The organism is Clostridium punense (assembly GCF_017874425.1).
In the GTDB taxonomy this organism is placed as follows: Bacteria; Bacillota; Clostridia; order Clostridiales; family Clostridiaceae; genus Clostridium_J; species Clostridium_J punense.
Genome location: NZ_JAGGLL010000015.1, coordinates 64,977 through 91,151, shown reverse-complemented (window position 1 = coordinate 91,151; position 26,175 = coordinate 64,977). Strand labels below are relative to the sequence as shown.

The window sequence follows — 26,175 nt, the reverse complement described above, 5'->3', positions numbered from 1 at the left end:
TGTTTCACAAAAACTATCTACAGTATAATAACTCTCTTCCACGTTTTCCACATTCTTTTATAACTTCTGCATTTTTTAGTGTGTAAGTTATTTTTCTAACCTTAGTTACAGGGATATTTAATGCTGCTGCTAAATCTTTATTAGTAAAGTATTCTGGTAAATCCCTTGGTAAAAACCTATTAAAATCTTCTATAGAGTTAAAAATATGCTTCTCTACTACTTCAACTAACCTTCTGTCTATAATGCTACTTCCCTTTCTTCTCCAGCTTCCCTTGCCATCATTTTTTCTTATTTCTTCCTCAATAGTCATCAAAACTTCTAGCTTAAAGTTTTTTTCTCTTAGCAAATAAGGAGTGCTTACTAACTCATGAAAAATATCTTCTAGAACTCCTTTTTTCGGTGATTTTCTTCTACTTATAACTTGTCCATCCTTATCTTGAGTTACTATGTATTTTTCTACAGCTATAGGATGAACTAATACCACACTAGTATCCTCCATAATATCCCTTAGCTTTTTTCCTATGGCATAAAAATTCTTGGTCTGAATTTCGTAAAAGGTATCTTCTTTAATCACATCAATTATATAACATCCTACTTTATACTCTACTTTGGAATCTTCATCAATATATAGCTTTTTAATATCTGAATGAAGAGCTTTTTCATTATTTGTACCTATACCTCTTCTGTCTTTTACCAGTTTTTTCGAAATTAACTCTTCCATCATATTTCCTCCTAAAATTACAACTCTAAACTCTAAAACCTATTTAGTTCATCACAAGATATTAAAAAGCATTTCTATATTGACTCTTTGTAAAAATCTAAGTTAATTATACAAATAGTATAATTTCAATCCATCACAAATATTCAATATACTTTTTCTTCATCATCATAGAAAAACTATAAACATTATTTTAAATCAATATTACTTTATTACACCTAAAAACAACGGTGAACTTCAATGAAATCACAGGAAAGGCTTTTAGTTCTTTAAATCCATTGTATTATAATTATAGTTACTTTTATATATAATTTTGTAATTCCCTTTATCTAATAATATAATTTGTAACAGGAATAAGGCCTGTTAAATAAGCTATATTATAGTAAAGTTTATATTTTAGATAAATATGTAACTCTCAAATTACCTCTTCTTACTGAGGTGTATATTAAAAAAGTTGATAGTTGTTATTGTATATAATATAGACTTTGCTTTAAACTAATTAACAAAGAATTTTGGTGGTGATAAACTTGAAGATAGCAATAATTTCAGATACACATATTCATAAACATGGTGATAAACTTCAAACCCTAATCAAAAATAGACTAAGCTCTGTTGATTTAATAATTCACGCAGGAGATTATACCGATATAAGAGCCCTAACCCTTCTTCAGAAAACCCAAAAATTTCTTGGAGTGTGGGGAAATAATGATAAAACCTCCATTAGAGAGCTTACTAAAGAAAAAGAAATTTTAAAGGTTGAAAACTATAAAATTGGAATATACCATGGTCATGGTATGAGAAGTACTACAATTGATAATGCTTATTATGCTTTTTCAGATGATGAGGTGGATATAATTATTTATGGCCATAGTCATCAGCCAAGTATTACTACAAAGAAAAAGGTTCTCATGCTAAATCCAGGTTCTCCAACTAGCAAGAGAAAAGAAAGATGGTACTCCTATATAATTCTTGAAATATGCCAAAACAACATTTTTGCTAGCTTACATTTCTATGAGTAATTTCTCTAAAAAAGGTTATTTTTTATTAAGAAGCAACATATTTATTATTAAATTTATGAAAGCACGTTGATTTCCTAAAAGATATATCATATAGAAAGAACTTAATGTATATATAATGCAATAAAGGTGCTGCATAAATATATCTAATTTACTTTTGCATTTTTCTTAATATAAATTGCCTAAAATTATCTTACACTGTAGAAGTAATATTAAAATTTATATACAAGAAAAACTACCATAACTTTTCAGCTTATGGTAGTTTTGTATTCTTCATGTTAAACATAGCCATAAAGACCTCTCACAGATACTTCTCCAGACAGTACTTTCCCTAAGGTTCCATTTTCATACTGAACTACTAATTCTCCTTCTTCATCAAGGTCTACTGCTTTTGCTTTTTTAATATCATCTCCATTAATAAGCTTAACCTCTTTACCTAATAAAACAGATTTTTTTCGGCATATACTTATTACCTGCTCAAAATTATTCTCTTCAATAAAAGTATTGTAAAACCTCTCTAAGTAATTTAACAGTGCAGCTAGTAATATTTTTCTATCTACCTCTTTACCTGTTTCAAGCTTTAAGGATGTAGCCATATTACTAACTTCTTCTGGAAAGCCATCCATATTAACATTTATTCCTATGCCCATTACTATATAGTTAACTCTATCCATTTCTCCACTCATTTCCGTAAGAATTCCACAGACTTTTTTTCTATTTAATACTAGGTCGTTAGGCCATTTTATGTAAGCATCTATCCCCATATTGTCCATTGCCCTTTCTACTGCTGCTGCCCCTAATAGGGTAAGCTTAGAAACTGCATAAGCGCTTATATTAGGTCTTAGGATTATCGAAACCCATATTCCTGTTCCCTTAGGAGATATCCAAGTTCTTCCTAACCTGCCTCTCCCCGAGGTTTGTTCTTCTGCTAAAACTACTGTACCATGGACTGCCCCTTCTCTAGCTAATTTCTTAGCTATAAGATTTGTAGAATCTATAGTGTCATAATGAATAAAGTTTCTTCCTAAAGATTTTGTTTCTAAAAAATCTTTTATCTCACTATAAGTTAGTAAATCTGGAGAGTAGTCTAACTTATATCCCTTTTTAGATACAGACTCTATTTTATATCCATCTTCTTTAATTCCTTTTATATGCTTCCATACAGCTGCCCTGCTAATGCCAAGCTCTCTACTCAGCTTCTCTCCAGATATGAAATCATTGTTATTCTTTAGAGCTTCTAATATTTTTTCCTTCAATAAGAATCTTTCCTTTCAGGTTACTACCTTTTAATTTTGCCCTTTAGCTTTTTTTTACTCTTCTCTAAAAATATTTTAACATTTTTTTCTTCTTTTTCAATGGTAGCCCTATTCATATTCCCTCTTCCTAATCTATCACATCTTCCTAGTAATGCAACTTCTTCTATTGAAGTTTCCTCATCCATTCTCTCAACATTTTCCCAAGGTAGATCTTTTACTACAAATAGAAGTTGCATATGCCATCTCACTAAAGCTGCTACTTGTATTATAAATTCCTCCTCCAGTGTAAAAAACTCTAAAAATTCTCTTGCCATTCGTTCTCCCACTTCATCATGGTCATAGGATGTAATTTTCCCTTTTCTAACCTTAGTGGTTGGTCCCTTTCCTATGTCATGGAGTAAGGCTGCCCACATAAATACTCTTGGCTTTTCACTGCTGTGTCTTCTTTTTGCAGCTTCATCTACCACCATCATAGTATGGTTCCAAACATTTCCTTCAGGATGATACTCTAAATTTTGCTCTGTTTTTATAAGATTGCTAATCATATCAAAAGGGTATTCTTTAGGATACTCCCCTGATTTTATAAGATTATTAAAGTACTCAGAAGGTTTTTCATCCTCCATAAGATGTTTTTCAAATTCTAAAAAGTAATTATTCATCTCGATCTCCTCTCAGGTGAATTTTCTTGATATTTTCTATGTTTTATGTACCAAAATCAGTCTCACCTAATATACTATTCATATAATCTAATAATAGTCCCCCTTATACTTGAGACTATGCCATTTAAATGTCATGGTCTCTTTTCTGTTAGAACTATTTTCACCTAACTTATCACTATAGTTTTATTATATCTATTTATCACTATTTTCTTTCATCTTTATAAAAATTACACAAAGAACAAAACCTATGCTAATGTACCACTTTAAAGAAAGTATTAAATAAGTACATTCTTACATTCACCTTGAAGCCTGCTAAATGCATAATTTTATTGGCGCAACTTTTAGTTGAGAAAGTTGAACTTACTGTATAATAAAAAAAGATCTACTGCAGTAGACCTTTTTTTATTTCTTTATTGTGCTCCTCCATTACTAGGCGGAGTAGTTGTATTCGGCGGTGTAGCTTGATTCGCTGGTGGGGTTGTTGGAGTAGTCTCTTTTGGCTGAACTGGTTTAGTTCCTCTCTTTATTACCTTAGGAGCTGGCTTGTAATAATCACTATTCATAAGCTCCCTTGATATCTCTTTACCATTTTCATAAGTTACTCTATAAGCTTTAACCTTATATCCATTTGAGCCTGGTCTAGCTACCACTTCTTTTCCTACTTCTAAATTAGGATCATCCTCATATTTTACAGGTGCAGCTATAGTTTCAGTGGTTTCTGTAGGAAAATCATAAGTCTTTCCAATAAGTGAAGAATTAGAATATAAATTGAAGTATACTTTACCACCACTAGCATATCCTTCTATATAAATTGGATATTGAGTTGAATTGGTAAAAGTATAGTCAGTAGCGCCGTAAAAAATTGTAGCATCTAATCCTAATGGCACATAACCTACAGTCATGCTGTGGTTTATTCTATAGTCAGGTAATATGCCCGCTCTTAGTACTGCATTATGTAAAGTACTAGATACCTGACAAATACCTCCACCGTAGTCCTCTACAACTTCATCTCCTATATAAGCTCCACCTTTTTGGTACCCTTTATCTGGAGTGGTATCTCCTACAATTTTATTAAAACTAAATTGATCTCCTGGCATTAATAAAGTACCATTTACAGCTTTAGCTCCTAATGTTATGTTTGTAGCTCTACTTGAGGTTGAAGTACTTCCAAAGGTTGTATTAAAGGTTGAAATTACTGTGTTAATTTTAGACAATTGTTCTTTAGTTATCTTCGGTACATCCGTGTCTAATTTAGCTACAACCTCACTATTTCCTTCTTTAGTGCTTGAAATTTTATTATTTAAATCATCAATAAGTGCTTGTACATCTAATTTGGTCCCAACTTTCTCCTCTTCAATGATAAAGTTATCCCCCGAAGCTTTTTTTATAGTAGCATCCTTTTTTTCTTTATTAACTTCCTTCTCAATCTCTGCTACCTTTTCTTTTATAACATCACTGTTATAAGTAAATTCCATAGTTAAATTTTTTTCTTCACCGTTTTTTATTAAGTTATACTTCTTAACAGAACTCAAATCTCTCCCATAAGCAAATGCATCTTTAACAGTGTTTTCAATATCATATTTTAAATTTATGTCTATATACTTAATTGAATACTCTTTGTCCCCTGCTTTAATACTGATGCTTCTATTAGCAGTTTCCTTTTCATATTTTTCACTAACAAGTTTTATAGCACTTTCCATAGTTTGTCCGGAAACATCTATGCCTTCTACAGCAACTCTTGGCATTATTAAATTCTCATATTTACTAATAGTTCCATAAATATATGAGGTAGCACCAACAAAAGATAAGGCAAGTACCCCCACTACTGAAGAAATTATTATAATCTTCTTTTTAATCTTAGGGTCTTTAATTTTATTTTTTGCTGAAGGGCCGCTAACTTTATTCTCGGTTTTTCCCAAATTTATATCCATAGTCACATCCCTTTCTACAATAAATTGTAAAGTTAAATTTCTCTTATAAGTATATCATAAAAGAAAAAAACTTTCACTTTTATATTAAAACCATAGCTTTATTTTTTCATGGTATTTTATTCCTAAAATTTTGTTTTACTATGCCATTTATACTTATATACGAAACATATTAGGAAAAGTTTATACCATACTTGTACAAAATGTATTTTTTACAAACAGGTTTGAGTTTTATATGAATAAGATATAAATTTAATCTTAATAGTTTACAAAATTTTAATGATATTTGTACCATATGCATTTACTTTTAAGTTCATAAAAAATATTAACAAGAACATGTCTTGTTAATATTTTATAATTTATGATAAATATCATATATTTTTTTTTATTATTTTATCAACGGGTTCATAGTAATCATTATATAGTAATCTTTTGTTACTCTCACCGTTCTCATAGGTTACAAGATATACCTTCACTTTATAACCATTGCTTCCTATATTATCAACTACTTCTTGCCCTTTTTTTAATTTGTTATCTTTAATGTATTTAATATTTTGAGGGATTTCTTTATAAATGTCACTAACCAAATCATAGGTTTTATTTTTCAAAGTAGAGTTTGAGTAAATACTAAATATTAACTCATTATTTAAAACATAGCTATGAATATAAATTGGAAAGTTAAGTGTATTTTTGAATTTATAATCTACGATGTTATAGGAAATCATTGCATCCATACCCTTAGGCACATAGGATACTGGCATTGAGTGATGCATTCTCTCTGTAGGAATTATACCTGCTCTTACTACTGCATTATGAAGGGTTGTAGATACTTGACATACACCACCTCCATATCCAGGTTCTAATTTATTATTTACTATTACAGGAGCTTCCCTGTACCCTTTATCTGGAGTGGTATCTCCTACTAATTCATTAAAACTATAGGTATCACCTGGCATTACTACTACTCCACTAGCTGCTTTGGATGCAATTTGAATATTTATTGACCGTTCATTAGGATTAAACTTTGTAGAAAATGAAGAAATAACTGTATCAATTTTCTTTAAGTCATCAGCCATAATTTTGGGGTTTGTAACTTTTATAGTTGTTTCTAGGCTAACCTCAGTTTCTCTATTTTCAATTTTTTTTGTTATTTCTTCAAAAGCCTGTGTTATATCTATTTCCTCTTTAACCTTCTCACTAGCTACTTGAAAGTTTTCTCCAACCTTTGCTATTGTGGCATCAACAATTTCCTTATTTAGTGTTTTATCAGCATTTTCTAGAAAACCCTGAACAACTTCTTTATCATAGCTTAAACTCAAATTATAATTCATTTCTTTGGGTTTCTTTATTATTTTGTATTGACTATAAAAGTTCAAGTCTTTCCCATATTCAAAGGCACTATTTATTACTTCATCAATATTATATTTTATATTTATATCTGCATAAGGAAGACTATATACTTGCTCTTTTACTTTTATATCAATGCTACCTTTTTCCAATGGCTTGTCATACTTTTCAACAAGAATGTTCTTTGCTTCTTCTTTCGTCTTTCCTCCCATGGCTATATTTTCTATACTTACTCCAGGATATATGGCACTTTTAAAATTATTAGAAACAGAATAAGAATATCTTAGGTAAATTGTAAGGCTTAATAGGATGACACATATTACTACTATTACTACTATACTTTTCTTGTTCAATTTCTCCTTGACTTTGCTCATTATATCCTTCCTTTCATAATGTATTATTAATACTTAGGGTGCGTAGTAATTTATAAAATATTCTTTTATAAATATTGATACACTAGCATAAATTCTACAAAAGTACTTTTCCTTTTTTTAAATAAACAAATCTAAGTCTTCTCCACTTTTTTTGAAGCTTTAAACACCTACTATCTTTTATACAAAATTTTAGTCCCTATAATTTGAGGCTGTTATGTGGCTTTTTCAATGCAAAGTACTTAGTTTTTATATAGGGAAGACTTTTAAAATTATTTTAGCTATCTGAATCTATTCACATATATGGTAAACATCTATAATAATAAGATTTCTATTTCTTATATTTCACTATATAACAAAAAAGTTTCCTACAATATTAGGATATTGTAGGAAACTTTCTATTTAAAAATTTAATTTAGTCATCTTTGACTTGTTATTTATTTTTTAATGCCTTATTATCTTTCAACTATAAGAGCTGTACCTTGTCCGCCACCTATACATAAAGTTGCAAGACCAGTTTTAGCATCTCTTCTTATCATTTCATAAATTAATGTAGTAAGTATTCTTGCTCCTGAAGCTCCAATTGGATGTCCTAAAGCTATAGCTCCACCATTTACATTAACCTTATCCATATCAAAGTTTAAATCCTTTGAAACAGCTAGAGATTGAGCTGCAAAAGCTTCATTAGCTTCAATTAAATCTATATCTTCAGCTTTTAAATTAGCTTTTTCTAAAGCCTTCTTAGTTGATGGTACTGGACCATAACCCATTATTTTTGGATCTAAGCCTGAAGATGCATAAGATTTTATTGTTACAAGAGGTTTTACTCCTAATTCTTCTGCTTTCTCCTTTGACATTACAATAAGCATTGCTGCTCCATCATTAATTCCTGAAGCATTACCAGCAGTTACTGTTCCATCTTTTTTGAAGGCTGGCTTTAATTTTGCTAACTTATCAATGGTCATATTAAATTTAGGGAATTCATCTGTATCAAATACCACTGGTTCACCTTTTCTTTGTGGTATAACTACAGGTACTATTTCATCTTTGAACTTTCCAGCTTTTATAGCTGCTTCTGCTTTTAATTGACTGTTTAATGAAAATTCATCTTGCATTTCTCTTGTTAAATTCCATTTTTCTGCTATGTTTTCTGCTGTAATTCCCATATGGTAGTCATTAAACGCGTCCCAAAGACCATCTTTAATCATTATATCTACAAGACTTGCATCTCCCATTCTTTGTCCCCATCTATTGCTTGGTACAATGTAAGGAGCGTTACTCATGCTCTCAGTTCCCCCTGCCAATACAATATCAGCATCTCCAGATTTAATCATTTGAGCTGCTAAGCTTACAGCTCTTAATCCTGAACCACACACTTTATTTATAGTCATAGCTGAAGATGCCTCACTTAAACCTGCATGTATAGCAACTTGTCTTGCAACGTTTTGTCCTAGACCAGCGCCCAATACATTACCAATTATAGCTTCTTCAATAATTTGAGGATCAATTCCTGCCTTTTTTATAGCTTCTTTTGCTGCAATTGCTCCAAGTTCCACTGCAGATAATTTGGATAAACCTCCACCAAACGATCCTAAAGCTGTTCTAGCTGCACTAACAATAACTACTTCTCTCATAATAAAATCCTCCTAATCAAATAATTCAATAATATATTTAAACTAGCAATTATTATTTATTAATTTTATTTTACATAAATATATTATAGCAATTTTCATACCAACTTTCAAAGTTAATAAAACCCTTCAATATCAACATAGTTAATCACTAATAAAAAAAGCCCATTGTAAACAAAGTTTACACAGGCTTCAATCCTAGTATTTCCAACAAGTTTTGTTAATATTATAACATTTTTGTTAAAATAATCACTTAAAGTAATATCAACAGCTAGGACAGTTTTATTTTTGAATTTTTTATTAATTATTTCTTCATTCATTAAAGTTTACTGAAATATTCTCTAAAAACAAACACATGTAAACAAAGTTTACATGTGTACAAAAGTTTACACTACTAATTATATAGACTTAACCTTATTGTTCTAAACCCAATCTCTTTATTTTTTTATAGAGACCAGCTCTGCTAAGTCCTAGTATCTTAGCTGCTTCATTCTTATTGCCTTTAGTTTTCTCAAGAGTACTGACAATTATCTCCTTCTCCATTTCATCTACTACATCTTTTAGTCCATTAGTATCCATATTATACTTCTTACTCTTTGTTTTAATTATCTTTTCTGGAAGATGCTTAGATGAGATTAAAAGTTCCGTATCTAAAAGATTTATAGCTCTTTCAATAACATTTTCAAGCTGCCTTACATTTCCTGGCCAATCATAGTTCTTTAAGTGTTCTAAAGCTTCCGTAGATATACCTTCAGAATAAATACCATATTTATTACAAAGCTTTACTCTTAAATTATCAGCTAATAAATCTATATCTTCAATTCTTTCTCTTAAGGGTGGAAGATTTAAATGAATTACATTTAATCTGTAGTATAAGTCTTCTCTAAATTTTCCCTGGTCAATAAGCTCCTGTAAAGATTTATTTGTTGCAGCTATAACTCTCACATTTATATTAATAACCTCACTGCCGCCAACTCTCATAATTTCTCTTTCCTGTAATACCCTTAAAAGCTTAACCTGCATACTTAAAGGTAGATCCCCTATTTCATCTAAGAGAATAGTTCCCCCATTGGCAATTTCAAATTTTCCTTTAAGTCCACTTTTTTTAGCCCCTGTAAAAGCTCCCTCTTCATAACCAAACATTTCTGATTCAAATAGTTCAGCTGGAATTGCAGCACAATTGACTTTTACAAAAGGCTTAAGTGCTCTTTTGCTTCCATTATGTATGGCTTGGGCAAAGAGTTCCTTTCCTGTTCCGCTTTCTCCTGTAATAAGTATGGAGGAATCTCCTTTTGCAGCCCTTTGAGCAAAGTTAACTACTTGCTTAAACTTCATGCTTTTTCCCATAAGACTATTAAAGTTATACTTGGCCTTTTTTTCGCTATCTAATTCGTTTTTGTAATACTGAAGCTCTTTTTCTAAATTAGATATCTTGCTGCTTAAGATTTTAAAGTTGTTTAAATCCTTAAACATTACCTTTCCTATTGCCCCAGCTACTTTACCATTTATAATTATAGGAACCCTCATAGAAATCATTTTATGATTATTTACTTCTTGTAGCTCACCAACTTCTTTGAGGCCAGTTTTGGCTACAATATGCAGTTTAGTATTGGGAATAACCTCTGTAACATGCCTTCCTTCTGGATTTGTGCAACCTAAAAACTCCTTATAACCATTACTCATCATGGTTACAATTCCATTTTCGTCAACAATAACTATACATTCTTCCAAGCTATTAAAAATAAAATTCAGTAACTCTTCATCAATGTTCATAAAAGAATCCTCTCTAACCTATTAAATAATAAACAATTCTAATATTACCTCACGAAATCAAAGCCCATTTGCTTTGATATTTTTCTTAAGTGAATTACAGCAAAATTTGAGGTTAATCCTACAAAAATCCCCGTACCTACACCTGCTATAGTTATAATAGGAAGGTACAGCATTACCCCAAAAGTATGAACTATCAATGCCGCTACTATTAGTTGTCCAATATTATGAAATACAGCTCCCGCTGAGCTGACCCCAATAATGCTGACATGGTGTTTTCCTAGTTTTTTTACTACAACCATGGCTAAATAACTAAGAATTGCCCCTCCTAGACTGTACATTAACCTAGATATACTTCCACCAAACATTACAGATAAAAGTATTCTAAGAAACAACACTAAAAAGGCTTCTTTATAATCCAAAGTATACAAAGCGATAACAGTAATTATATTAGCTAATCCAAGCTTTGCTCCTGGTGTTATAAAAGGAACTGGAATCATATTCTCGAATATATGTAACACCAATGACATAGCTACTAATAAAGATATATAAGTCATTTTTCTAGCACTTTTCATCTAATCACCTCAACGTGAAATAAAATCTTCTTTATCTTCGGTATTCTTACTACCTCTTATCTCAATAACTACTCTATGAGGAAGGCACACAACCCTCTCTCCGCTTCTATTTACTAGTCCAGGTAGTGTACAAATCTTATCTGGACAATCTGCATCTATTACCCCAATTTTATTTCCTTCAACTTTGATTATGTTATAACCATCTTTTGTATTTACAGTAAACTCCTTTGTGGTAGTATTGTTATCTAATCTTATTCTCTGTTGTTCCTTTCCATCTACGGAAATTATTGCGTACACTTCTCCATTATTGGAAGACTCCCCATAGATAAAAATTCCATAAGGTATAAAGGATATTAAAACTAAAAGCACAATAATTATTACATCCCATTTTTTTATTATTTTCATCATATCATCCATTCTAGCTATAATTTTAGCACAATTATTATTTAATTCTTATATCACATAACTAACGTATATAATATTCCATATTTTAATGTGAATTTATATTAACAAGTTAATAGTTATCTTGCCCATTGTAATTCTTACGCTAGCTACTATTTGTAGTTTAATCATATAATAATTCCTAAACACATTAATTAGTATAACATAAAATATTCTTATAGTATTCACTTTCATGAAGGATTTTATAGCAACAATCCCTTACTCCTACGGTTTGTATTTACATGTCGAAATGAAACTCTTATAATATTTTTATTATAGATTATTCTTTAATATTATCTTAGAAAGACAATTTTGCTTTTATCAATAAACAGTTATAATTTATTTTCTTTTTAAGTACATACTAAAAATATTATTTTCTATACAATAGGAGGATGAAATGAAAACTTTAAAATCCATTCTTGTATTTATGTTATGTTGTACTCTGTCTCTCTCTTTAATTGGGTGCACATCTAATGAAAAAACCGAACCTACACAACCTTTAACTAAAACAGAAGTTATTATCGGTACAGTTTGTACTATAAGCTTATATGATATTAAAGATGTAGCAATTCTTGATAAGGCCTTCACCAGACTTAAGGAGCTAGAAGATATTTTAAGCATTAACAAACTTGGCACTGAACTTGATAAGGTTAACAATATGTCTGGAAAAGAACCTGTAAAAGTTACTAATGATACTTTTACAGTGGTAGCTCAGGGATTAAAATATTCAAAGCTTTCTGGAGGTGCTTTAGACATTACTGTAGGTCCTCTAGTAAAACTATGGGGAATTGGAACTGATGCTGCAAAAGTTCCCTCTGAAGAAGAAATTAAAGAAAAGCTTTCCCTAATTAATTATAACGATATAGTTTTAGATGAAACTAATAAAACAATATTTTTAAAAAGAGAAAATATGATAATTGATTTGGGAGCCATAGCAAAAGGTTATGCTGCTGATGAAGTTGCTAAAATTCTTACAGAAAACAATGTAAAAAGTGCCATAATAGACCTTGGTGGAAACATATTTGCCTTAGGTTCTAAACTAGATGGCTCTAATTGGAAGATTGGGGTTCAAGATCCTGAAGATGCTAGAGGTGCAAGTATTGGCTATATAGAAGTTGTTAATAAGTCTATAGTTACCTCTGGTATATACGAAAGATATTTTGAGTCTAATGGCAAAAAATATCACCATATATTAAATCCTAAAACTGGCTACCCTTATGAAAATGAAATACTAGGTGTATCCATATTATCAGATAAATCCATTGATGGTGACTCACTATCTACAACTTTATTTGCTCTAGGTATTGAAAAGGGGTTAGAATTTGTAAATTCACAACCTGGGGTAGAGGCTATATTTGTGTCAAAAGATTATAATCTTTACCTTACTGAAGGTTTAAAGAACAACTTTCATCTTACTTCAACTAAGTATAAAATAAAAATTTAAAACTTATCATGAACTATTATTAAAATAATTTTTGTCAAATCCTTCTTTAGAATTAAATAATTATGTTTTATGGAGATTATTATCACTTATGCCTAAGTGTAAGAATTAACCAAAATAAATTTATTTTTAAAAAAATCCTTCTAAATTATTCTCAATTAAAATCAGTAGAATAATTTAAGAAGGATTTTTTATAACTCATATTTCGCATAACTATTTTTGGTAATTTTGTAGTTTATTTTTGTAATAAATGTATAGTTATTACTGGATTTAAAGTTATTATAAAGTAATTTATATACATTATTCCATGGATAAAATGGATATATGACCCAAGTTATATATAAAATTACAATTAATCAACTTTTTACAAAGTAACAAAATTACTATATTACAACTTCTTATCTAAAATAGCATACTATTGTTAAAAGTTCAGCGGAATATGAGTTATAATAAAAATAAAGTTAACTAAAATTGAAATTCAACTTATATATTTTATCTTACTCCATAGCACTTACCATTGCTATAAATAATGTTATGTGAAATTTGAAGCTTATATTTATTTAGTTCAATTTGTATAAAACTTAATAAAAGCCCCATTTCCTCATTACTGTTTTTTAATTCCTGGTAATAGAGACTAACTTTATCGTAGTTTTTTTGTATAACTTCTACATCTCCTCTAGTGAACTTCACAATTTCTTCTAATAACCCTTGAATTTCTTGTTGAAGAACTGTACATAACTGTTCTAAGTTTTTGAAAATATTCTCTATTAACCTACCAATTATATCTAGCTTTGTTTCAATAATAGTAGTTTTAATCCTACTTCTTAAGCTCTCTATCTTATCTTCTGGTTTTTTAAATAGAGTTTTTGCACTATAAGCTACATTCTGCATTAATTTTTCTTGTGGAAGAAGGCTTATATCATAATCCATTCCACTTAAAAACTCATCATAATGATTTTTAAAAGTTTCCAAAATCTCCTCTGCTGTTTTAGTTGCTACAGGTGAGAGCTCTTGACTAAATCCTTGAAAAACTACTTCCACATTTTTTCTATTTTCTTCAATGGCTTTAACTACTTCCATATGTTCTAAATAAATATTTTTATACTTTGATAAGTATACATTAAATTGCTCCCATAGGAGGCTTTTTAAATTTTCTTCACACCACTTTACTATAACTTCTTTAAATTTATCTTCAGCTAAACTTTTCATAGTCTTTATATCATCTAGCTCATCAATTATACTTAGGTTTTTTTCTAATAAATCTGGCAAAGCGATATTCATTTTATTCTGTGCATACTCTTTTAAGAACTCTAAATCATTTTTAATCTTTTCATTAAACTCTTTTAAATCAGTGGTAATTCCAGTTTCAATAGTTTTACTCTCGTAAATACCTTCTTCCATTACCTTTAATTTATTACTTATTATCTCTTCCTCTCCCGCCATATTTGAGTTAATACCTAAAATATTCTCATCCATGGAATTGTAGAAATTATTAAAACTAGCTTTAATATCTCCTTCTACTTTAGTGCTAGAATTTTTCTTATTAAAATTTAATGATATACCTTTCTCTTGGTTTTCATATTGTTCTATAGAATAATCTAACTTTTCTTGAAGGTATGCCCAAGGATATTCCTTAATTTTTTCCTTTTCTAAAATTATATTATTAAGACTTTCCTCTTTATATAAGCTAATAATCTCTCCTATATCATTTTTATCTTTACTATCTTCTAGCATAAAACTTAACCTGGTGGCACTTTCAAAGGTAGCCTCGTAACTTTTGTTGTTAAAGGCTGCATTCATTAAGAAGAAGGTGAAGTCAAAATCATAAAGCCTTAACTCTTTGTTTTCATACCTATGAAGCTTAACATGATTAAATATTTTATCCACAATGTCCACACAGTATGGGAAGTGAGAAAAATCTGATGTTTTATAGTTAACCTTTTCTATTGCTTTCTTTAAATATTTTACAAGTATGTTTAAGGCAGTATCCCACTCATCTATAGCTTCATAAAGTTTTACAGTAAGCTGTCCCCACTGACTTAACTTTAAATTCCATAGAATTAAATCCATAAAACTAATAACTCTTTCTACACATTGAATATTGAACCTCTCATGCTTTTCACACAATTCCTTAACCAGTTCAATCCATTGGTCTTCTTCACTTCTTTTATATTCATTGATAGCAATTTCTAAGGCATTATAATAATCATTGCATTGCTTTAAAAACTTTACAGCGTCTATATTAATTCCCTCGTACTCTGGATATACCTTTAAAATATTTCTTGAGGACTCATATGCCTTATCACACAAATTAAACTCCTTGGCTTTTAAGTATATGCCATAGTTTTTTTGAAGATAAAGAAATTCTCCTTCACTAACAATCCCCTCATACTCCTCTATTGCTGTAACCTCTTCATTCATATCAGCTAAATTCTTTTTCGCCCACATCATTAGCTCAAAAAAACTCACATCGTCTTTTTCAATCATTAAAGAATGTGCATATCTATTTCCTGATTTTAACGTCTCCTGCAATATATCAATAGCTTTAGCAAAATACTCCTTAGCTAATTCCTGCTTCTTCTCATGAAAATATAATTCCCCTAATGAATAATACGCTACCACTAAGTTTTTAAAATCAGTATATTCTAATTTAATTAAAGCCTTATAATCTTCTTTTTCTATAAGCTTCTTGAAATAATCTTCTGCTTCCTTGTCATCAATTTCAGATTTATATAAATACTTAAGACTCCACTTATAATAATTTTTTAAAGCTAATGATGGTTCACAACTTATTTTTTTATCACCCACACTAAGATATAGATTAAATTTCTCCATATCTTCTCTGCACTGAATTAAAAAGTTTATTTGTTGAGTTAATATCACCACTAACCCTCCTTCCTATATACTTACAACATGTACTATATACTTCTAATTATATTAAATTACTAGTATAAAGTATATAAAAAGTATGGTTAAAACCTAAAAAAGGAAGCGAACTCGAAGTTCGCTCCCTTTTAAGTTTTATACTGATTATTTTACTCTTACTCCATCAGCGTTAATTTTATACCCATCGATTTTAGTATTTTTAGCCATATCTCCACCTTCATAGAAATAGTACCAGTATCCACCAATATTTGTCCATCCAGTTGCCATATCTCCACCTTTATGAAGGTAATACCAATAACCATTAAGGTTTATCCAACCTTGAGCCATATCCCCGCCTTCATATAAGTAGTACCAGTGTCCATTAACTTGTTTCCAGCCTGTTGCCATAGTTCCATCTGCGTTAAAGTAATACCAATAGCTGTTTATTAATCTCCAGCCATTTTTAACTTCATTTCCAGCCTCATCATAGTACTTCCATGTACCATTAGCTTGCTTTGCCCAACCCTTAAACTCTTTAACTGTAAGAGTTCTAACTGTAGTATGTCCATAAGCATCTGTAACTTTTAATTCAATAGTGTCACCCACTTTTACATCAACTTTTTCACTAAAAGTTCTTGCATTATGTCCAACTACATCAACATTATTTGTATCTAATATAACTTTTCCATTTATAGAGAACTTATAACCCATGGTGTTATCTGAAACTTCTCCATTTAATGTTACATTAGCTTCACCCTTTTTAATGTAAATATCATTTTCCACAACATTTGCCATATCAAGAGTAATCATTGGATCAACAGTATCACATTCTGCCTTAATAGCATACTCTGTTACTTTTCCAGCCATATCTTCAAGGTAGAAAGTAATACGGTTAATTCCTTCACTTAGCTTAACTTCATGGCTAAAGGTTAGGTCTTTGTTTATAATTACATCTTTACCATTTAACTTAAATGCCTTTGGCTGTTTAGTTAACCTACCAGTAAATTCATAATTTTGTGACTCAGTTACTGATAATGATGAACCATCAAATCCATCAAATACAACTTTTGTTTCATTAGTTTCAGCATACTTAGTTGCATGTCCCATATTATAAGCTATATCCATAGCTCCAACTGAGATGCTTTCATAACCTTTTTCTAATGCAATATCTATGCTATAAGTCTTAGTCTTCTCATCATAAGAAACCTTATCGTCATCAACATCAATTAACTCACCATTAACAGCTATAGCATAACCCTCTTGTAAAACCTTTGATCCTTGATCTTCTGCTTTCCATTGAACATTATATATATTTCCATCTTTCTTAGCTACATTTATAATTTCAACAGTTGGTGCTGTTAAGTCTACCTTAACAGGCACTTTAAAGCTTTGTGGTTTTGCATTTACTAAATCTACAGATGATCTAATATCAATTGTGTATTGACCTTCTTTTACTACCTCATACTTTCCAGTTGATTTATTAAAGATTGTACCATCCCAAGAAAGTCCTGTAAAACCAGATACCTTTTTACCTGAGCCATTTGAAGCATTATATACTTTTCTTCTAATATTTGATTGTTTCGCTACTTGTCCAAGTTCTTTTCCATCCTTATCTAGTACCACAACTTCTGTATGCTTAGCATTTCTTAAGTGGTATAGATATGGAATTATTTGATCTCCAGCCTCGTCTTTATTAGGTGAAATTACTATATCATTTGGATTTATTATAACATTTCCATCTTCATCCTTACCTTCATAACCAAGGTAATTATTTTTATCCCCCACCATTGTTGTCATAAAGGATTGTGGTAATGTTTCATTATGATCTTGTGGCTTAAAGTTTGGATCATTAAAGTTCCATACTGGTACGTTGATGATCTCTTCCTTACTCCAATCTCCATAGTATCCAATGTATGGCATTACTAAACTTGGAGCACCTGTAGCTTCAAACTTAATAAATCCTTCTATAAATCTTTCAAGCTCTACTTTATCAGTGACATTTAATGTAACCTTAATTGTTGTCTTACCTTTAGCTGGTACTTTAATCTCATTATTACTGAATTTAACATTAGCTTGATCTTCAGCTAATTGAACATCGTAGTGCATTTTAGATGAGGTAGTTAATTTAGCATCTGTTAAAACTCCACCTAAATGTGAAACTTTATAAGCTACTTCTTTATCTCCTAAGTTCTCAAGCTGTAATTCGAACTCAGTAGTTTTTCCTATCTGTTTTAATGCTGTTACTGCATTACCATCTTTTTTATAAGTTAAAATAACACTGTTTTCTATAGCATTTTTAATTTGCATCATTCCAGCACCTTGTCTTCTTGGTGAATAAGGTGTATCTGGATGCTCTTTATCCATTCTTACTTGAGCAGTGTTAATTGCTGTAAATCTAGCAAGTCTACTTAAATCTCTACCCTTAATATTTGGATTGTTTTTTCTGATTCCTTGAATTATAAGCGCTTGTCCACCAGTTGCATGTGGTGCTGCCATTGATGTACCACTCATAGTTTCATATTTATTATCATTTACTGTGGAGTAAATATCTCCCCCTGGTGCAGATATTTCTGGTTTAAACTCTAGATTTGGAGCTGTTCCCCAAGATGTACTATCATCGAAGTCTCCGGCATCTGCATTAGCTTCTGAAACTGTTTCATTTCCAAATACTAATGCAACCTTTTTCTTAGCATCTAAAGCTTCTTTTATCTTTAATCCTGAACTACGTTTTATAAATACTCCAGGAATTTTTGCATCTGGATTTGCAATCATGCTGATATAAGACTCGCCACCAGCTGCATTGTTATAAACAATAACCCCTGCTGCCCCTGCTGCTTGAGCATTTACTTTTTTGTCAAGGAAGCCAATTTCTCCTCTTTCTATCAATGCAATCTTGCCTTTAATATCTTTTCCAGTAAAGTCTTCTACTTTACCTAATCCACAGTGTACAACTTCAAGCTGCTGATCAGCTTTAAATGCTACACTAACTGGAACATCTGATTGAGTGTATCCAAACATTCCACCCTTAGCACCATCAACATTTAAAGTTAATGCTGGCGAAGTTACATTGTTATTTTCAAAGTTAGCTACTTGAAGTGTATCCTTAGCCACTCCAGGTGAACCTACTACTCCAATATCCTTCATTGAGTCAAATTTATATGGTGCTGTAGAATACTGAGAGTTTCCTGCAGAAACTACTACTGATACTCCAGCATCAGTTGCTCTTTTTATAGCAATTTGCTCTGGATCTTCTGGATCCATAAAACCTGCATTTGATCCTAAGCTCATATTTATAACGTCAGCACCTAAAAGTACAGAGTCTTCGATAGCCGCAACTACATCATCTGTCCACGCCCCACTACTTAATGGTCCGTTAGAAAATACCTTCATTGCTAATAACTGTGCATCTGGTGCAACCCCATCAACAGCAGCACCTTTCTCAACTTCGCTATCTTCACCATTTGCTGCTGCTATACCTGCAACGTGCATTCCATGCATACTATCTGTAAGGTCTTTCGCAGTAATATTCTTATCAGCATAGTTATATCCAAATGGAACTTTATCACTTAAATATGTTCCTCTTCCTAATTCTTCAATTTTCTTTTCAACTGCAGATTTAGTTAACTTTGCTTTATCCTTACCATCCTGGTCAAGTCTCATATCTTTATGATTATGATCTATGCCTGTATCAATAATCGATATTAATGTTCCTTCCCCTTGATATTTATACTGCTCCCAAACCTCTTTAGCTTGGGTTAATTCCTTTGAGTAATTCATATCAACATAATAATTCTTTGCCTCAGTAACCTTTTTTACTCCTGGAATTTTCTCTAAGCTTTCTATTTCGCCCCTTTTAACTTCCATACTGAAGCCATTAATTAAGTTTCCGTAAGAGTGTCTAATTTTAGAGCCTTGTATTTTTTTAGCTTCAGTCATAACCTTTAACTGTGTTGATTTAACTGCATCCACTTGAGCCATAGTAGCTTTTCCGTTTTCAGCGGTATCCGCTGCTGCTGGAGCTTCTAGTTGAACTATTACTCTTACAACTTCACTTGGATCTTCTGCTTTCACATTAGCATTATCATCCTTAACTTCTTCTTTTTGAGGTACACCTGCAAATTTATCATTACTTGCCACATTGCTTTCTATGTTTTTATAAATAGCCTCTTTTAGTACCTTCTCTAATGAATCCTCAGCCTTAGCTTGTCTAGCTTGTACACTTGTTACCATGGTAGACGCAGCAATTAAGCACACCAAAGTTTTTGACATACCTTTTCTAAAAGTGTCTTTCATTTCTTAACCCCCCTATTTAAACATTCATTTAATTCGGAATTTTAATATTAATTAAAACTCAACTTGCAATAAATTATAATATTACACTTCATTATTTTCAAGAAAATCAATTCATATTTTTTTTACATTTTTCTCATTTTATGAACTTTTTTTTGATAATTTCAATGTATTTTATGATAGTTTTAATGAAAACTTCAATATTATATGATTTATTTTAGAACTTTAATCACATTAACTAAAGATAAATATTAATATTTTCATTAGAGCAATGTCTCTTCCTCTTTACATATTTTATAAATTTAATGCAAGAATTATCACTCTATAATTTCAACTTTTATTTTAAATATAATTTAAATATTAAAATAAAAATAAAAATCAGAATTCCTCCTATTATTTCAATCGTTGGAACTGTCAAGTCAATTTTTACTGACACTTTAAGGCCCTGCGACTTAGCTCTTGCTAAATCTACAGTGGATTTTATATCCATATCATTACTATCACTAAAAAGGATAATATCCTCTCTTTCAAAACAAATAAAGTCTTAATATTTTTTTCTCTAGGGGGGGTTTACAAAATCATTTTTTATCATATAATATAATTATAGAAATCAGAGTAATTAACTAAGAATTAAATGCATTGAAAAAGGAAAGTAATATAAATATAGGTTACAGAGAGGAAACGGTGGTGTGAAGTTTCTACTGAGGATTTATATGAAGTGCCCTTTGGAGCAGAAGTCTGAAGATTTAGTAAGGCTATCCAGGTTCGCCTGTTACAGCGATAAGGTATTTTTGTACCTGAATGAGGTGGGATATTTTATATCTAATTAGGGTGGAACCGCGAATGCATACATAGCTTCGTCTCTATATATTATAGAGACGAGGCTTTTTTATTTATTATTCTGGTTATACTAACTTTATATTATATGAAAATTTAAGCGCTTAAATTTAAAGTTATATTATACAGTTAAAATTTACATTAATAATTAAGAAACTTAGAAGTTTATTATATATTTAATGTTACCCATTTAATTTTCAGATTAGTAAGGCTTAATTTTACTTTGAATTGAAATATACTCAATAGAATCCAATATTGTATTAAGTTTGAAAATTTTTGTATTTAGATTAAGGAGGAAAGAAAATGTTATATAATAATGTGTTAGAAATGATAGGAAATACCCCAATAATAAAATTGAACAATATAGTAAGTAATGAAATGGCAGAGGTTTACGTAAAACTTGAAAAATACAATCCTGCAGGAAGCGTTAAGGATAGAGCTGCTATGGGAATGGTAGAGGAAGCAGAACGCTTAGGTCTTTTAAAACCAAATAGTGTAATTGTAGAACCTACAAGCGGTAATACTGGGATTGCTCTTGCCATGATTGGAAAATTAAAAGGTTATAAAGTTATTATTGTAATGCCAGATACTATGAGCATGGAAAGAAGAAATATGATTAAAGCTTATGGAGCGGAACTGGTTTTAACAGAAGGTGCTAAGGGTATGAAGGGTGCTATAGAAAAAGCTAAAGAAATTGCTGTAGATGATACATTTTTTATACCTCAACAATTTGTGAATGTAGCAAATCCTGAAAAACACTACGCAACTACTGCTGAGGAAATTTTAAAGGATATTCCAGATTTAGATGCTTTTGTTGCTGGGGTTGGTACTGCTGGTACTATAACTGGAGTTGGAAGAAAATTAAAAGAAATGAAAAATTCAATAATTGTGAATGCTGTTGAGCCAGAAAAATCCCCTATTTTATCTGGAGGAACTCACTCTCCACACAAAATACAAGGAATTGGTGCTGGTTTTATCCCTGAAAACTACAATAAGGAAATAGTTGATAAAATATCACAAGTAAGTGATGAAAATGCTTTTGATACTGCAAGACTACTTGCAAAAAATGAAGGAATTTTAGTAGGTATTTCCTCTGGAGCCGCTGTTTCTGCCGCTCTAGCTCTTGCTATGGAGTTAGGAAAAGATAAAAAAATACTTGTTATAGCACCAGATAGTGGTGAAAAATATTTATCCATGGGTCTTTTTCAATAATATTTAGGTTGTGGTGATATGTTCAATAGACTTAAAGAAGATATAGATAATATAATGCACAAAGATCCTGCAATTAAGAGTGTAATGGAGGTAATTCTATACCCTTCAATGCACGCCTTGCTTTTCCACAAGGTTTCTCATAAACTATACAAGGCAAAACTGTACTTCTTAGCTCGATTAATTTCTCAAATATCACGTTTTCTTACAGGCATAGAAATTCATCCTGGAGCCTTAATTGGGAGAAGAGTATTTATAGACCACGGCATGGGAGTTGTAATTGGCGAAACCGCTGAAATTGGGGACAATGTTACAATTTATCATGGTGTTACTTTAGGTGGAGTTGGAACAGAACAAGGCAAGCGCCATCCTTCCATTGGAGATAATGTTATAATAGGTGCAGGTGCTAAAATTCTTGGTCCTATTGAAATTGGTGAAAATTCAAAAATTGGAGCTAATTCTGTAGTTTTAAAGTCTGTTCCAAAGAATAAAACTGTAGTTGGTATCCCAGGCAAAATTTTAGAGGATATTATTTGATCATTTCTATAAAATAAAAGTTAAGGATTTAGTATGAGGCTTTTATATAATACTAAATCCTTATTTTATCTTGCTATTAATCTATATTGAGTATTTCTCAAGTTGAAACATAAATCACTTCGGTTATGACATAACTGAATAAAATAGTATTTATATATTAGTTAACAGGCAGTAGTAAAAATATAATAATTATTGACAAAACTCAAGGAATTATCTACATTTTCTACCTATTACTTCTTATCTCTTCATACCATTCTTAGAAAGTGAATAATCATAAATTGAATCTATATAGTAAAAAATCTATGATGAAATTAACTATTTTCACTTTCTTTAAATTTAGTCATATATGTCCGAAAACTCTAATATAACTTTGTTTTTCAATTCGGTATTAGTACTCTCTTCTGGTAATAATCCTTCATCTTCAATAATCTTCACTGGTAATTCTACAATAAAAGTAGCTCCCTTTCCCTCTTCACTGTATAAGTTTATTGTCCCTCTATGCAAAAGTACCAAAGCTTTCACTAAAGATAAACCTATACCACTACCTTCACTATTTCTTGAAAGAGAGGTGTCCACTTGGGCAAATCTATCAAATATTATTTCTTGCTTATCCTTTGGAATTCCTATGCCATTATCCTTAACTATAATCTTTACTGTTTTATCCTCATCAATAAATTCTACAAATATATTACCTCCCTTAGGGGTAAACTTTACTGCATTAGATAACAAATTAAGCATTATTCTCTCCATTTTTTGCACATCTACAGCCATTATTTTTTCTTCCACATTTGTATCAAAGATGAGATTAATAGAGTGATCTTCTATATAATCTGCTACAGACAGGGTTATATCTTCAATTATTTCAACAATATTTTTATTCTTTAATTGCAATTCATAAAAATCTGATTCAATTCTTGTTATATCAATTATATTATTGACTAGTCTCAAAAGCCTATATCCATTCTGTTTTATGTAGGTTATTTTCTTTCTAGAATTTTCATCCTGAAATATAACTTTTCCTTGATTTATATACATATCTAGTAACTGTACTGAGCTTAATATTACATTTAGTGGAGTTCTTAATTCATGGGAAATGTTAGAAAAAAATTCAGTTTTCAATTTATCATACTTTAAAACTTCATTATAAGTTTTCCTATCATTTTCTCCTCTTTTCCTCAGATATATGGTATAAAATATTATTATCAAAATTACTATTATTAAAATATTCATTACTAATATTATTTTACCCTTCCCACCAGCAATAACCATCATTTCATATTCACCTTTATTTATGATTATGCTGTTCTGGGGAATCTCACTAATAGCAACTCCATACTTCTTCATTTGTTCATAATCAAACATATAAGTTCCAGGGGGTTCCTCCATAATAGGTATGTTTTTTATTGCTTCTCCCCTAAAAATCCTTATAGCAATCTCTCCTGCGGTTTTACCGTGTTCCTCACCTAAATCCATCTTTCCACCCAAAACCCCTTGTGATAAATAGTTTTGGGATTTTGAAAATAGAGGATAAGGACTTATTCCCTTCAATTTCTCCACTGCTTCCCTAGGCAGAGATTCCTTTTCAGCCCCATCTGAAAAAACTCCTATTATTAAGTTTGCAAATGGTCTAGGGGTATTTGAGACTTTTTCAACAATATCTTCTATTCTAGTCCCCTCTATGTAATTAAACTGTACATCATAATAGTAAGGTTGAAGCTTTTCCAGTCTTTTCTTAGTATTTTTTGAGTAAACAGTATCATCTAAAATAAAATTTATGATTTTAATTTCAGGATAAAGCTTTTTTATAAGGTCTATATTCAATCTTTCATCTGCATTGTCAGAAAGTCCTGTAAAGTATCCTGCTTCTTCTGCGGTTAACTTTACCTCTTCATTTATTCCAATAAAAATCACAGGGGCTTCATTAAATACTGTATTATGATATTCTCTTGTGAAGTTCAATGCTTCGTCATTTAAAGCTACTACCAAATCAAACTTTTTTCCTTCATATTTTATTTTTAAAATATCACTTAATTCCTTTAGATATTCTTTAGAGTTATTATTTTTTATATCTAAATATTCAATTGTATATCTGGCGTTAAATTTTCCATTTAAATTCTTTTGAAGTCCCGAAATAATATTTTTCTCCCAAAGTTGTTCTCTATCATAGGAGTTAATTATAAGAATTTCATGTAACTTTTCTTTTTTCATAGGTTGCCCATAAACTGTTATATTAGAAATCACTGATAAAATAACAACTAATAGAAAAATTAAAACTTTACTTCTATATCTCATAATAACCTCCTTTACTTATTTCTTTATACTTAACTTCTAAACGATTTTATTCTATTCTAACCTTCACTAACTATAAATTTGCTCATACATAAAACACCCTCATAATAATTATTCATATTATAAGGGTGTTTTATGTATTAATTTTATAGCAATATATCTTCAATCTAAAATATATTATTTTTTATTCATTTCCTTAGATTTTTCCATGCAATTTACCATTGCTTCAATTACTGCACTTCTAAATCCTTTCTCTTCTAGGGTTCTAACAGCCTCAATGGTTGTACCTCCAGGCGAACATACCATATCCTTTAATTCTCCAGGGTGTTTACCTGTTTCTAAAACCATTTTAGCAGCTCCTAATACTGCTTGAGCAGCAAATTTATAAGCTTTATCCCTAGCCATACCTGCAAGTACAGCTCCATCAGCTAGAGCTTCTATATACATAAAGGTATATGCCGGTGAGGACCCGCTAACACCTATTACGCTTTCAATTAGATACTCGGGTAGTATTTCTGCCTTCCCAAAGCTCTCAAAAATAGATTTAACCTCGGTAAGTTCCTCCTCTGAAACCTTTTCATTGGCACAAAGCGAACTCATACCTTCATTAACTAGCGCAGGAGTATTAGGCATAGTTCTTACAATCTTACACTGCTCACCTATAACAGCTTCTACACTTTTTATAGTTTTTCCTGCTGCAATGGTAACAATAATTTTATCTTTAGTAATACGCTTCTTAATTTTCTCTAGCACTAAATCATATATGTTGGGTTTTACTGCTATGAATAGTATATCTGAATTCGTTGTTACTTCTTCCTCACTTTTTAAAGTTTCCACAGCAAATTCTGTATTTAAAGCTTTTAGCTTATTCTCATCTAAGTCATATACGAACACATTACTAGCTGGAACAAGCTTAGAATTTATTATACCTCCGATCATAGCTTTTCCCATATTTCCAGTGCCTATAAAGCCAATTCTTTTGTTCATAAGATCCT

The 26,175-nt window shown here is 30.7% G+C and carries 17 protein-coding genes and 1 other annotated feature; of the genes, 4 read left to right on the top strand and 13 right to left on the bottom strand.

Going from position 1 to position 26,175, the window contains the following annotated elements; genetic code table 11:
* Positions 1 to 13: 13 nt before the first annotated feature.
* Positions 14 to 721, bottom strand: coding sequence for a DUF8091 domain-containing protein (locus J2Z44_RS10770; protein ID WP_021285511.1), 708 nt, complete (start codon positions 719 to 721; stop codon positions 14 to 16).
* A gap of 524 nt (positions 722 to 1,245) precedes the next feature.
* Between J2Z44_RS10770 and J2Z44_RS10765 the strand changes: the two genes are divergently transcribed.
* Positions 1,246 to 1,737 (top strand): metallophosphoesterase family protein, encoded by a 492-nt coding sequence (locus tag J2Z44_RS10765; RefSeq protein ID WP_021285510.1) that lies wholly within the window; start codon positions 1,246 to 1,248, stop codon positions 1,735 to 1,737.
* 275 nt (positions 1,738 to 2,012) lie between these two features.
* On the opposite strand, the gene J2Z44_RS10760 is transcribed toward J2Z44_RS10765, so the two are convergent.
* The 8 genes from J2Z44_RS10760 to J2Z44_RS10725 form a co-directional block, all read right to left on the bottom strand.
* On the bottom strand, positions 2,013 to 2,990 hold the full coding sequence (locus J2Z44_RS10760; protein WP_209649563.1) for a biotin--[acetyl-CoA-carboxylase] ligase: 978 nt from the start codon (positions 2,988 to 2,990) through the stop codon (positions 2,013 to 2,015).
* Between the two features lie 23 nt (positions 2,991 to 3,013).
* On the bottom strand, positions 3,014 to 3,649 hold the full coding sequence (locus J2Z44_RS10755) for an HDIG domain-containing metalloprotein (RefSeq protein WP_021285507.1): 636 nt from the start codon (positions 3,647 to 3,649) through the stop codon (positions 3,014 to 3,016).
* 410 nt (positions 3,650 to 4,059) lie between these two features.
* On the bottom strand, positions 4,060 to 5,580 hold the full coding sequence (locus tag J2Z44_RS10750) for a VanW family protein (protein WP_209649562.1): 1,521 nt from the start codon (positions 5,578 to 5,580) through the stop codon (positions 4,060 to 4,062).
* A gap of 368 nt (positions 5,581 to 5,948) precedes the next feature.
* Positions 5,949 to 7,298 (bottom strand): VanW family protein, encoded by a 1,350-nt coding sequence (locus tag J2Z44_RS10745; RefSeq protein WP_021285504.1) that lies wholly within the window; start codon positions 7,296 to 7,298, stop codon positions 5,949 to 5,951.
* A gap of 452 nt (positions 7,299 to 7,750) precedes the next feature.
* On the bottom strand, positions 7,751 to 8,929 hold the full coding sequence (locus J2Z44_RS10740; protein ID WP_021285503.1) for an acetyl-CoA C-acetyltransferase: 1,179 nt from the start codon (positions 8,927 to 8,929) through the stop codon (positions 7,751 to 7,753).
* Positions 8,930 to 9,340: 411 nt separating this feature from the next.
* The gene (locus tag J2Z44_RS10735; RefSeq protein WP_021285501.1) at positions 9,341 to 10,699 is read right to left on the bottom strand and encodes a sigma-54 interaction domain-containing protein; all 1,359 of its coding nucleotides are present in this window, start codon (positions 10,697 to 10,699) and stop codon (positions 9,341 to 9,343) included.
* A 44-nt stretch (positions 10,700 to 10,743) separates the two neighbouring features.
* Positions 10,744 to 11,271 (bottom strand): Gx transporter family protein, encoded by a 528-nt coding sequence (locus J2Z44_RS10730; protein WP_021285500.1) that lies wholly within the window; start codon positions 11,269 to 11,271, stop codon positions 10,744 to 10,746.
* 9 nt (positions 11,272 to 11,280) lie between these two features.
* Positions 11,281 to 11,679, bottom strand: a complete 399-nt coding sequence (locus tag J2Z44_RS10725; protein ID WP_242833453.1) for a NusG domain II-containing protein — start codon at positions 11,677 to 11,679, stop codon at positions 11,281 to 11,283.
* 430 nt (positions 11,680 to 12,109) lie between these two features.
* On the opposite strand from J2Z44_RS10725, the gene J2Z44_RS10720 reads away from it, so the two are divergent.
* Complete coding sequence (locus J2Z44_RS10720; protein WP_021285498.1) at positions 12,110 to 13,156, top strand: FAD:protein FMN transferase; 1,047 nt, start codon at positions 12,110 to 12,112, stop codon at positions 13,154 to 13,156.
* Positions 13,157 to 13,645: 489 nt separating this feature from the next.
* Here J2Z44_RS10720 and J2Z44_RS10715 read toward each other — a convergent pair whose 3' ends face one another.
* Positions 13,646 to 16,036 carry a tetratricopeptide repeat protein gene (locus J2Z44_RS10715; RefSeq protein ID WP_021284274.1) on the bottom strand — a complete coding sequence of 797 codons (2,391 nt, stop codon included), beginning with the start codon at positions 16,034 to 16,036 and terminating at the stop codon, positions 13,646 to 13,648.
* A gap of 147 nt (positions 16,037 to 16,183) precedes the next feature.
* Positions 16,184 to 20,311 carry a S8 family serine peptidase gene (locus tag J2Z44_RS10710; protein ID WP_021284273.1) on the bottom strand — a complete coding sequence of 1,376 codons (4,128 nt, stop codon included), beginning with the start codon at positions 20,309 to 20,311 and terminating at the stop codon, positions 16,184 to 16,186.
* Between the two features lie 627 nt (positions 20,312 to 20,938).
* Positions 20,939 to 21,176: a binding site (T-box leader), on the top strand.
* A 272-nt stretch (positions 21,177 to 21,448) separates the two neighbouring features.
* Between J2Z44_RS10710 and cysK the strand changes: the two genes are divergently transcribed.
* Both cysK and epsC read left to right on the top strand, forming a co-directional pair.
* A complete protein-coding gene (gene cysK, locus J2Z44_RS10705; protein WP_021284271.1) occupies positions 21,449 to 22,357 on the top strand; it encodes a cysteine synthase A in 909 nt (302 codons plus the stop codon).
* Between the two features lie 18 nt (positions 22,358 to 22,375).
* Positions 22,376 to 22,891 (top strand): serine O-acetyltransferase EpsC, encoded by a 516-nt coding sequence (gene epsC, locus J2Z44_RS10700; RefSeq protein ID WP_021284270.1) that lies wholly within the window; start codon positions 22,376 to 22,378, stop codon positions 22,889 to 22,891.
* Positions 22,892 to 23,227: 336 nt separating this feature from the next.
* Here epsC and J2Z44_RS10695 read toward each other — a convergent pair whose 3' ends face one another.
* Both J2Z44_RS10695 and proC read right to left on the bottom strand, forming a co-directional pair.
* The gene (locus tag J2Z44_RS10695) at positions 23,228 to 25,183 is read right to left on the bottom strand and encodes a sensor histidine kinase (RefSeq protein ID WP_021284269.1); all 1,956 of its coding nucleotides are present in this window, start codon (positions 25,181 to 25,183) and stop codon (positions 23,228 to 23,230) included.
* 174 nt (positions 25,184 to 25,357) lie between these two features.
* On the bottom strand, positions 25,358 to 26,167 hold the full coding sequence (proC, locus tag J2Z44_RS10690) for a pyrroline-5-carboxylate reductase (RefSeq protein ID WP_021284268.1): 810 nt from the start codon (positions 26,165 to 26,167) through the stop codon (positions 25,358 to 25,360).
* Positions 26,168 to 26,175 lie beyond the last annotated feature (8 nt).